General features: G+C 72.9%; 15 protein-coding genes. 8 read left to right on the top strand and 7 right to left on the bottom strand.

Annotation, left to right across the window (positions count from 1 at the left end):
• Nucleotides 1-152: 152 nt before the first annotated feature.
• A complete protein-coding gene (locus tag ACFWA9_RS33730) occupies nt 153-431 on the bottom strand; it encodes a hypothetical protein (protein ID WP_329488428.1) in 279 nt (92 codons plus the stop codon).
• A gap of 169 nt (nt 432-600) precedes the next feature.
• Here ACFWA9_RS33730 and ACFWA9_RS33735 point away from each other — a divergent pair, with 169 nt between their 5' ends.
• On the top strand, nt 601-918 hold the full coding sequence (locus ACFWA9_RS33735; protein ID WP_329488429.1) for a cupin: 318 nt from the start codon (nt 601-603) through the stop codon (nt 916-918).
• A gap of 43 nt (nt 919-961) precedes the next feature.
• Here the strand turns inward: ACFWA9_RS33735 and ACFWA9_RS33740 are convergent, their stop codons facing one another.
• A complete protein-coding gene (locus ACFWA9_RS33740; protein WP_380392416.1) occupies nt 962-1,552 on the bottom strand; it encodes a TetR/AcrR family transcriptional regulator in 591 nt (196 codons plus the stop codon).
• A 122-nt stretch (nt 1,553-1,674) separates the two neighbouring features.
• Here ACFWA9_RS33740 and ACFWA9_RS33745 point away from each other — a divergent pair, with 122 nt between their 5' ends.
• Nucleotides 1,675-3,273 carry an MFS transporter gene (locus ACFWA9_RS33745; RefSeq protein WP_380392419.1) on the top strand — a complete coding sequence of 533 codons (1,599 nt, stop codon included), beginning with the start codon at nt 1,675-1,677 and terminating at the stop codon, nt 3,271-3,273.
• A 128-nt stretch (nt 3,274-3,401) separates the two neighbouring features.
• Nucleotides 3,402-4,058: a class I SAM-dependent methyltransferase gene (locus ACFWA9_RS33750; RefSeq protein WP_380392422.1), complete on the top strand. Its 657-nt coding sequence runs from the start codon at nt 3,402-3,404 to the stop codon at nt 4,056-4,058.
• A gap of 50 nt (nt 4,059-4,108) precedes the next feature.
• Here ACFWA9_RS33750 and ACFWA9_RS33755 read toward each other — a convergent pair whose 3' ends face one another.
• Nucleotides 4,109-4,981, bottom strand: coding sequence for a DUF3626 domain-containing protein (locus ACFWA9_RS33755; RefSeq protein ID WP_380392425.1), 873 nt, complete (start codon nt 4,979-4,981; stop codon nt 4,109-4,111).
• A gap of 144 nt (nt 4,982-5,125) precedes the next feature.
• On the opposite strand from ACFWA9_RS33755, the gene ACFWA9_RS33760 reads away from it, so the two are divergent.
• The 3 genes from ACFWA9_RS33760 to ACFWA9_RS33770 all read left to right on the top strand — a co-directional run bounded on the left by ACFWA9_RS33760 (nt 5,126) and on the right by ACFWA9_RS33770 (nt 6,823).
• Nucleotides 5,126-5,569, top strand: a complete 444-nt coding sequence (locus tag ACFWA9_RS33760; RefSeq protein ID WP_380392426.1) for a YidH family protein — start codon at nt 5,126-5,128, stop codon at nt 5,567-5,569.
• Between the two features lie 180 nt (nt 5,570-5,749).
• Nucleotides 5,750-6,070 carry a Sec-independent protein translocase subunit TatA gene (tatA, locus tag ACFWA9_RS33765; RefSeq protein WP_329488441.1) on the top strand — a complete coding sequence of 107 codons (321 nt, stop codon included), beginning with the start codon at nt 5,750-5,752 and terminating at the stop codon, nt 6,068-6,070.
• Nucleotides 6,071-6,199: 129 nt separating this feature from the next.
• Nucleotides 6,200-6,823, top strand: coding sequence for a potassium channel family protein (locus tag ACFWA9_RS33770; protein ID WP_380392428.1), 624 nt, complete (start codon nt 6,200-6,202; stop codon nt 6,821-6,823).
• 18 nt (nt 6,824-6,841) lie between these two features.
• Here the strand turns inward: ACFWA9_RS33770 and ACFWA9_RS33775 are convergent, their stop codons facing one another.
• The 4 genes from ACFWA9_RS33775 to ACFWA9_RS33790 form a co-directional block, all read right to left on the bottom strand.
• On the bottom strand, nt 6,842-7,210 hold the full coding sequence (locus ACFWA9_RS33775) for a VOC family protein (RefSeq protein ID WP_352298303.1): 369 nt from the start codon (nt 7,208-7,210) through the stop codon (nt 6,842-6,844).
• A 102-nt stretch (nt 7,211-7,312) separates the two neighbouring features.
• Nucleotides 7,313-7,600, bottom strand: coding sequence for a hypothetical protein (locus tag ACFWA9_RS33780; RefSeq protein WP_380392450.1), 288 nt, complete (start codon nt 7,598-7,600; stop codon nt 7,313-7,315).
• The gene (locus ACFWA9_RS33785) at nt 7,597-7,836 is read right to left on the bottom strand and encodes a hypothetical protein (RefSeq protein WP_380392431.1); all 240 of its coding nucleotides are present in this window, start codon (nt 7,834-7,836) and stop codon (nt 7,597-7,599) included. The genes ACFWA9_RS33780 and ACFWA9_RS33785 overlap by 4 nt, the downstream gene beginning before the upstream one ends.
• Before the next feature lie 55 nt (nt 7,837-7,891).
• Complete coding sequence (locus tag ACFWA9_RS33790; RefSeq protein ID WP_380392434.1) at nt 7,892-8,266, bottom strand: ATP-binding protein; 375 nt, start codon at nt 8,264-8,266, stop codon at nt 7,892-7,894.
• Nucleotides 8,267-8,603: 337 nt separating this feature from the next.
• Between ACFWA9_RS33790 and ACFWA9_RS33795 the strand changes: the two genes are divergently transcribed.
• Nucleotides 8,604-9,467, top strand: coding sequence for a helix-turn-helix domain-containing protein (locus tag ACFWA9_RS33795; RefSeq protein WP_380392436.1), 864 nt, complete (start codon nt 8,604-8,606; stop codon nt 9,465-9,467).
• Nucleotides 9,460-9,660, top strand: coding sequence for a DUF397 domain-containing protein (locus tag ACFWA9_RS33800; protein WP_380392438.1), 201 nt, complete (start codon nt 9,460-9,462; stop codon nt 9,658-9,660). Before ACFWA9_RS33795 ends, ACFWA9_RS33800 begins: the two co-directional genes overlap by 8 nt.
• Nucleotides 9,661-9,700 lie beyond the last annotated feature (40 nt).

Consider the following 9,700-nt stretch of genomic DNA (forward strand, 5'->3'; position numbering starts at 1 on the left):
CCCCATGGCGGCCCGCCGGCGCTCCTCCCGCCCGCGCGGTCACGACGGTTGCGCCGCCCGGGTGAAGCCGGGCGGCGCGGCGGGACGGTGGAGAGGGCGGCGGGGCGGACCGGCGGCCAGCGGGACGGCACGCGGACCGCGCCCGGGGGCGCTCAGTTGGGCGAGCTGTGCTCGGCGCGCCAGGCCTCCCAGCCGGCCGCCGAGGCCACCTTCGCCTCGCGTAGCGCCCGCTGCGCGACGGCCGTCGCGACCGCCGTCGGCGGGGTCTCCAACCGCCTGATCCACGTACGCCCGGCCGTGGCCAGCGCCGCGCACACCATGGCCGCACCGGCCGCGCCGAGCACCGCGCCGATGCCCGTGAGAACCGCTCCGCCGGCCAGCAGCGAACGGTTGACCTGGAAGCCACTGAGGAAACTGTCATTGGTCGCCATGCGTCCACCATGGGCGCAGTCGGCGATCCCCGCACGCCGAGCTGCTCCGGGGTGCGGGAGCCGGGCCCGTCCGCGACGCTGGCCCCAGGGCCGCCGCGAACGGCCCGGCAGGCGGGCCCGGCGACGGACCCGGCGACGGACCCGGCAGGCAGGCCCAGGAGGACACCCGATGGTCGATCTCGAACAGCTCGCCGTGGAGCACGCGGCCAAGGCCACCGAGAGCCCGCACGGGCGCAGCGCCCACCTCGTGGTGCACGACGGCGTGCTGCGGCAGACCGTGATCGCGCTGACCGCCGGAACGTCGCTGGACGAGCACAACGCCCCCGCCGCCGCGAGCATCCAGGTGCTGCGGGGCCGGGTCTCGCTCACCGTCGCCGGGCATCTGCAGGAGCTGTCGGCGGGCCAGCTGCACCCGATCCCGCAGGACCGGCACGGGCTGCTGGCCCACGTCGACTCGGTGGTGCTGCTGACGGCGGTCACGGCGTAGCCGCCCCCGCCGGACGACGCGGCCCATAGCGGCCCATAGCGGCCTACGGCGCGGCCGCGCCCAGCACGGTGGGGGCGACCAGCTGGAGGCCGCGCAGGAAGTCCCGCCCGGTCGGCGCCATCTCGGGCGCGGCCAGCCACTGGGCGGCCAGGCCGACCAGCAGCGCCTGGTAGAACATCCCGCGGGCCAGTTCGTCCTCGGTGTCCGGCACCTCGGCGAGGCCCTGGAACAGTGCCGCGAGCCCGAGCCGCCCGCCCTTCTGCGCCGCGGTGAGCGCCGCCGCCAGCTCGGGTGCCCGGTCGGTCTGCACCATCGCCTCGAACTGCGCCGCCCAGAGGCCCCGGTGCTCGACGAAGGTCTCCTTCACCCCGTCCCAGACCGCGACGAACCGTTCCTCCGGCCCGTCCGCGAGTTCGTTCGCGCGCGCCACCACGGCGCCCAGTGCGACGCCCCACTCCCCCGTCGCCTCGATCAGCGCCGCGTTGAGCAGCGCCTCCTTCGAGCCGAAGTGGTAGCCGATCGCCGCCAGGCTGACGCCGGAGGCGGTGGCGATGTCCCGGGCGGTGGTGCGCCCGTAGCCCTTCTCGTACAGACAGCGCTTGGCGCCGGCCAGCAGGTCCTCACGATTTCCCATGGCCCGATGCTACGGCCTGCCTGGACAAATGTCTTGCACGTTCGTCTCACACGGAAGCCTGAGACAAATGATTTAGACGCTTGTACTAGACAAGCGTCTGACACGCCCGTACCGTCTTCCCCATGACCGCAACCACCGGCCGCGCAGGCCGTCGCGAATGGATCGGCCTGGCCGTCCTCCTGCTCCCCACGCTCGTCCTGACCATGGACATGGGCGTGCTCTTCTTCGCCGTCCCGTACATCTCCACCACGCTGGCGCCGAGCGGCACCCAGCAGCTGTGGATCATGGACATGTACTCGTTCCTGCTGGCCGGGCTGCTGATCACGATGGGCTCGCTGGGCGACCGGATCGGCCGGCGCCGGCTGCTGATGATCGGCGCCGCCGGTTTCATCGGGGCCTCGGTACTGGCCGCCTACGCCGACGGCGCGGGCCAGCTGATCGCCGCCCGCGCCGTGCTCGGCGCCGCCGGGGCGACCGTGATGCCCTCGACCCTCGCGCTGATCCGGAACATGTTCCACGACCCCAAGCAGCGGCAGATCGCCCTCGGCGCCTGGGGCGGCGTCCTCACCACCGGCGCCACGCTCGGCCCGGTCGTCGGCGGGTTCCTGCTGGCCCACTTCTGGTGGGGTTCGGTCTTCCTGGTCGCCGTCCCGGTGATGGCCCTGCTGCTGGTCGTGGCCCCCTTCCTGCTGCCCGAGTACCGCTCCCCGCGGCAGGGCGGCTTCGACCTGCTCGGCGCCGGCCTCTCGCTGGCCTCGATCCTGCCGCTGGTCTACGGCGTCAAGACCCTCGCGGTGGACGGCTGGAGCCCGCTCGCCGGCGCGGCCGTCCCGGTCGGGCTGGCCTTCGCCGCCCTCTTCGTCCTCCGCCAGCGCACCGCCGCCGCCCCGCTGCTCGACCTGAGCCTGTTCAGGATCCGCGCCTTCACCGGGGCGATCAGCGTCAACATGGTCGCGATGTTCGCGATGATGGGCTTCACCCTCTTCACCTCGCAGTACCTGCAGCTGGTCAAGGGCATGAGCCCGCTGACGGCCTCGCTCTGGTCGCTCGTCCCCAGCGTGGGCGTCGGTGCGGCGGTCGGGCTGGGCGCGGCGCTCGCCGGGAAGGTCCGGCCGGCGGTGCTGATGGCCGGCGGCTTCCTGATCGGCGCGGCCGGCTTCGCGATGATGACCCAGGTCGGCGCCGACTCGCCGCTCGCCCTCATCCTCTCCGCGGCGGGGGTCCTGGCCGCCGGCACCGTCGGCACCATGACGCTCACCGCCGAGATGGTCGTCTCCGCCGCACCGATCGAGCGGGCCGGTACCGCCTCCGCCACCTCCGAGACGGCGGTCGAGCTCGGCAGCTCGCTCGGCATCGCCCTGCTCGGTGCGGCCGGCGCCGCGGTCTACCGGTCCCGGCTGGACGGCGCCCTCCCGGCCGGGATCGACGGCGAGGCCGCCCGCACCGCCCAGGACACCCTCGGTGGGGCGGTCACCGTCGCCGCCCAGCTGCCCGGCCGCCTCGGCACCGAGCTGCTCGACACCGCCCGGGCCGCCTTCACCGACGGCCTGCACGTGGCCGCCCTGGTCGGCCTGGTCTTCGCGGTCGGCGCCGCCCTCCTCGCCTACCGCCTGATGTCCCACCTCCCCGCCCGGCCGGCCACGGACGACACCGAGGGCGTCAAGGGTGCCGGGGGTGCCGAGGGCACCGACCGGAAGGGCGCCGAACCCGCCGCCGTCTGAGCGAAGAAGCTGATCGGAGCAACCCGCCCCCGCGCGTCATCAAGAGCCCCCGCCCACCCGGGCGGGGGCTCTCGCCCGTCCGCCCGGAGGCTGTCGCCGGCCGGCTCCGGCGTGCCAGGCTGCCGGGCATGTCACACAGTGCTGAGCACGAACGGGTCCGGGCCGGTTACGACGTCGTCGCGGAGGAGTACCGGCGGCGGATCGGCGGTGAGTTGGCCCACAAGCCGGTGGACCGGGCGCTGCTCGGGCTCGTGGTGGAGGAGGCCCGGGGCGGGCCGGTGGCGGACCTCGGCTGCGGGCCGGGGCACGTCGCGGGGTGGCTGGCCGGGCACGGCGCGGCGGTGGTCGGGATCGACCTGTCGCCGAGGATGGTGGAGATCGCCCGGCGGGAGCACCCCGCGGCCGAGTTCCGTGAGGGGGACCTCCTGCGGCTCCCGGCGGCGGACAGGGAGTTCGCGGCCGCCGTCGCGCTCTACTCGGTGATCCATCTCGGGCCGGGCAAGCTGCGGCCAGCCTTCGAGGAGATGCGGCGCGTGCTGAGGCCGTCCGGCACCCTGCTGGTCTCCTTCCACCTCGGCAGCGAGGTGCGGCGCCTGGACGAGTGGTGGGGGCACTCCGTCGCCATCGACTTCCACTTCCTGGAGTCGGAGCGGGTCGCCGACCTGCTGACGGAGGCCGGGTTCACCGTCGAGGCGCGGCTGGAGCGGGCCGGCCTCCCGGAGGAGGCGGCCACCCGACGGGGCTACCTGCTGGCCCGTCGGGACACCGACCCGACCGGGGGCTGACCTCACGGGGCCGCGGGCCGGACACACCGCCGGGAGCGCGGGCCGGCCGGCTACTCGACGGGCGAGCCGAAGCGCGCCAGGTAGTGCCAGACCCGCTTGAGGGCCTGCGGATCGTGCCGGCCGGTGCGGACGGCGTCACCGATGACGCGCGGGTCGAGCAGCCCGTCCTCGGCGATCGCGAGGCCGAGGGCGACGAACTCGGGCCCCCGGTAGTCGGGGTGGCGGCTCAGCTCCTCGGTCGACAGCCGCAGGCCGGGGTGCCAGGCGAGCGGGCACGGCAGCCGGCGGGCCCGCTCCTCGACCGCGGTGCCCCGGTAGCTCGGGTCCAGCACCACCGCCTCCACGTCCCCGTCGAGCCGGACCGGCCCGTGCACCTGGGCCTCGATGTAGTCGTCCAGCTCATCCGCGTCGTCGGCCTCGGCGAGGGCGATCAGGGCCATCCGGTCGGCGGTGCCGAAGTCGGACGGGTCGAGGTAGCTGTCCGGGTAGCAGAAGGTGGCCCGGGCGAGGGCGTGCGGGGCGAGCCAGAGATGGGCGGAGCCGAAGCGGGGCGCCGCGCCGACGGGCTTGCGCCGGTAGTCCAGCGCCCCGTACACCGGGCGCTCCTCGGCCGGGGCCTCGTCGTAGGCGCCGCCGAAGATCCGGCTCTCCCAGCGCCAGCGGTCGCCGCCGGGGTGGGCGGTCAGGCCGCCGTTGCCGGTACCGGTGACGAACTGGGAGCGGTAGACGCCGTCCTGGGCGAGCGCCTCCAGGATGTCCCGGCCGCCGTCGGCCCGGTCGGGGTGGAAGTTGAGGGTGATGCGCAGTCCGGCGGCGAGCGGGCCGCCGGTGGCGAGCGACGTGACGTGCCGCAGGGCTCGTTCCTGGGCGGGGCTGGGGGTCGCGGGGCTGGGGGTCGCGGGGCCGGCCGTGTCGATGCTCATCGCGGCAGTCTGGCCGAGGCCGGCCGCCCTCCGCACCCGAGTTCCCGCCGGACGGACGGCGCGCCCGGTCCTGAGCTGCGGGGCCGGGCGTGCCAGGGCAGCCTGGGGTTCGACGGGAACACCGGGAGAGCGGCGGGAGGGCCGATGCCGGACCGGGAGCCGGGGCGAGAGGCGGAGCCGGGGCCGGGGCCGGGGCCGGGGCCGGGGCCGGGGCCGGGGCCGGAGGCGGAGGCGGACGGCGCGCGGTCGCCGGGCGGTGGCGAGCCGGACTACCGGTTCTCGCTGGCCAACGAGCGGACCTTCCTGGCCTGGATCCGGACGGCACTCGGCCTGCTCGCGGGCGGCATCGCCGTCGACCAGCTGACCCCCGACGTCGCCCCCGCGCCGCTGCGGATCGCCCTGGCCGTGGTCTGCGCCCTCGGCGGGGCGGTGCTCGGTGCCACCGCGTACCGGCGGTGGATCCGCGTCGAGGCGGCGATCCGCGCCGGGGCGCCGCTGCCGGGCACCCGGGTCCTGCTGGTGCTGTCGGTCGGGGTGGCGCTGGTGGCGGCGGTGTTCTGCGGCCTCATCATCGGATACGGCAATTGACCCGGTGGCCGGAATTCACCGCGGGGCCTGCGACTAATCGCCATCCGCCTGGTCGACACCTGGTTTTTGACCAGCGTTTCCCGACCGGTGTATACGTTCGCCTCCGCAGCCATGCATACTGGCCAGGTCGGGCGCTTTGCCCACCCGTGACTCTAGACAAGAAGGGACCGGTGGCCGGGGATGCTGCGGAACGGTCTTGAGCCCTGGCACCTCCTGGTGGTGCTGGCTGTCGTAATCCTGCTGTTCGGATCGAAGAAGCTGCCGGAGATGGCCCGTGGCCTCGGCAAGTCGATGCGCATCCTGAAGGCGGAGACCAAGGCGCTGCGCGAGGACGAGGCTCCGGCCGCGGACGCCGCTGCCGCCGCCGCGCCGGGTACGGCGCAGAGCACCGCTGCTCCGCAGGCGCAGACCGCGCCGCAGCAGCCGGTGGCCCCGCAGGTGGTCGCGCCGACCAATGTGACCAAGGCCACCGAGACCCCCCGGACCACGACCACGGCCTGAGGCTTCTCCGACGAAGCCCCCACCGGCAACGGTGGGGGCTTCGTCGTGTCCGCGCCCCGCCGTGGCCGGCCGGTCCGTTCGGAGCAGCCCGGCGGGCGGGACCGGTGGCACTGCGACAGGCTGAGCGGGATGTCCGCGACCCCGACCCCCCTCGCCCAGGAGCACCGCGTCGACGTGCGGGCCTGGTTCCTGCTGCTCGGCTCGTTCGCCGTGCTGATGCTCGCGTACTTCACGCTGCCGCTGCGCTACTTCGGCGAACGCCGCCCGGTCCTCAGCTGGCTCGTGTTCGCCGGTGTCCTGACCCTGCTGAGCGGCCTGCTGCTGGGCCGGGTCCTCGACCTGCTGCGCGGGACGGGCCGACGGCCGGGGCTGTGGCTGGTCGTGCTGATCTGCCTGTCGATGAACGTCTTCGCGGGCACGTACTACGTGCTGGCCGCCTCGGTGGGCGAGTTCGACGGCCTGCACACCCGGCTTGACGCGCTCTACTTCACCGTCGTCACGATGGCCACCGTCGGCTACGGCGACATCACGGCGGCCGGGCAGGGGCCCCGGCTGGTGGTGATCCTGCAGATCGTCTACAACTTCGTCTTCCTCGCGACCGCCGCCGGGACACTGACGCAGCGGCTCCGCACCGGGTTGGAGAGCCGGCTCCCCCGGGCGCCGGACGGGGAGCACCGGCACGGTCTCCACCGCCGCCGTCACCGGGCGGACGAGCAGGGCGAGCAGGGCGAACAGGACGGACAGGGCGACTGACGAGGGCCCGGCGGGCCGTCAGCCGTGGCTGGTGTCGATCACGCAGAACCGGTTGCCGTCGGGATCGGCGAGGACGACGAAGTCCGGGTCCTCGGGGTAGCTGTCCCAGTCGACCGAGCTGGCTCCGAGCGCGAGCAGGCGCTCGATCTCGGCCGCCTGCTCGGCGGCGTCCGCCGTGTACAGGTCGAGGTGGACGCGGGGGTGCTCCTGGAGGGGCGATTCGCTGAGGCCGAGTGCCAGTTGCACGCCCGGCCCCTCGGCGGGTTCCAGGACGGCCCAGTGGTCCTCGACCTCGTCGCGGGCCGCGTAGCCCAGCGCCTCCGTCCAGAAGTCGACGGCCCGCCGCACGTCCGCGACACCCAACACGATGGATCCGATGGTCAACATGGTCCCGATTCTGCCCGGTCGCGGGCCACGGCCACCGGGAATTCCATCCGGGTCGCCCGGGGCGACGGGCGGATGGCCCATCACCCCGGCACGGGCGTCCGGTCAGTGCGGTATGGCGTGGCGCCCAGGTTTCTTCTGCGGGGCGGTGCGGTGGTGGGTTTCGGGGCCGTAGTGGCCGGCCTGGCGGGCGATCCAGGCGTATTCGTGGGTGCCGTCAGGGCGGGTGCGGAGCTCCCAGCGGCCGTGGGGGGTGATGGGTGAGGGTGGCGGTGGGGGGTGGTGGTTGATCTTGAGGGTGGTGAGGACGCCGAGGGCGACGGTGGTGAGGGCGAGGGCGAGGAGGGTGAGGAGGGCCGCGCCGACGAGGAAGTTGGCGGTGCCGGTTCTCATCGGCGGATCCCGAGGACGCGGTGGCCGAGGTGGGCGGCGAGGTCGTGGAGGAGGTCGTGGGCCTGGGCGTGGGTGAGGGGGAGGGCGAGCTGTTCGCCGGGGCCGGTGTGGATGTCGAGGTCGACGGCGAGGCGGAGCTGGAGGGTGGCGTCGGGGACGGGTTCGACGGTGAGGTAGGCGACGGTGGTGCGCTCGGTGTGGGTGGTGGTGGTGACGAGGGGGATCAGGACTCCCACGGCTGGTTCCTTCCGGTGTCGCGGGGGTGTGGGGGGTCGGGTTCGGGGGTGGTGCTCACGCGGCGGAGTCCAGTTCGAACCAGACGCGCTTGCCGTGCTTGCGGGGGTCGGTGCCGAAGCGGTGGGTGAGGGAGCGGACGAGGTGCAGGCCCCGGCCGGAGAGGGCGTAGGGGTCGGCGGGGGTGCGGGGTTCGGGGAGGTGGGGGTTGTCGTCGGCGACGGAGACGCGCAGGGTGTGGTCGCGCAGGAGGACGACGACGAGCGGGGCGGGGCTGCCGCCGTGGCGCCAGGCGTTGACGTAGAGCTCGCAGAGGGCGAGTTCGGCGTCGTGGATGAGGTCGTCGGGCCAGCCGGCGAGGTCGAGGGCCTCGCGCAGCTCCTCACGGGCGGCGGACCAGTCGGGCGGTTCGGGCAGGGTGAAGGCACACATGAGGGACCTCCGAAGAGAGGCGGAGAGGGGTCGGGTGGGTGTGGCGGAACCGGCGGATACGTCGCCGTGAGCCAGGCCGGAACGGGACTGGGAGTGCCGCGTACGGCTGCTCTGCGGTGCGCGGGCAGCAGGCGCCTACTGCCCTGGGAACAGGCGTTACTGACGATCCATCGGATCGATGTGAGATAGACCATAGCGCAAAGCGTCTTCAATTGAAGGCGCGATGCGGAAGGATCCCCCTCACGTGGGAACGTGGGGCCCAATCCCCCTCAAACCTCGATGGACCGACTCATCGCGCACGCGGCAGACTGCTCCCACGCCACACTGAGAGGACGACATGCCGCTTCGCCGCGACCCAACCCTTCGCCAGCGCCGCCTCGGTGCCGAGATGCGGAAGATGCGAGAGCAAGCCGGTCTCGGCGGCAGCCAGCTCGCCCGCGCGCTCGGGCTGAACCCCACGCAGGTCACGCAGATGGAAACAGGGAAGATCGGCGTCAGCGCCGAACGCCTTCGGACCGTCGCAGCCGCATGCGATTGCAAAAACGCTCCCCTGGTCGACGCGCTCGCCGACATGGCTACCGAACGAGGGAAGGGCTGGTGGGAGGAGTACCGAGGCAAGCTGGCAACCGACTTCCTCGAAGTGGCAGAGGTCGAGGGCCACGCCAGCGGGCTCTACACCTGCACGACCACCTACATTCCTGGACTTCTCCAGACGAGTGCCTATGCCTCAGCCGTGTTCTCGCGCGCCACACCACTGCCCACCCAGCAGGACATCGGCTTGCGAACCGAGTTCCGGATGAAGCGGCACCAGATCCTCCATACCCAAGGGGTTCCCTACCAGGCATTCATCCACGAGGCAGCACTACGGATGCAGTTCGGCGGCCCAAGAATCCTCGCAGAACAGCTCGGCGCCCTGATCGAGGCGTCCGAGGCTCCGAGCATCACGATCAGAGTCATGTCGTTCGACACCGACACCTTTCCCGGGTCCAGCGAGAACCTCACGTTCGCCGAAGGCGTGACTCCGGAGCTGGATACGGTCCAGATGGATGTCGCCCACGCTGTCCAGTTCTTCGACTCCCCGGCGCACCTGTCGAGCTACCGCTCGGTCTTCGCCCGCTTGGACGCTGCCGCCCTGCCCGAGGACAAGTCACGAGAATTCATCCGATCAATCATGAAGGAAATCGAGGGTCGGTATGCCTGATACCTGGCAGAAATCCAGTTACAGCGGTGCACACGATGAGTGCGTCGAGGTCCGCGCGGTCGACGGACTGATCGAGCTGCGCGAGTCAGACGACGGCGAGATCATCGTCCGCACCACCCCCCTCAAGTTCGCCAAGTTCCTCCAGGGCGTCAAAGCCGGCGAGTTCGACCACCTCACCGACCCCACGACCTGACCCCATCGGCGGCGCCCACGACACCACGGGCGGGGCGCCG

Source organism: Kitasatospora sp. NPDC059973, assembly GCF_042737525.1.
In the GTDB taxonomy this organism is placed as follows: domain Bacteria; phylum Actinomycetota; class Actinomycetes; order Streptomycetales; family Streptomycetaceae; genus Kitasatospora.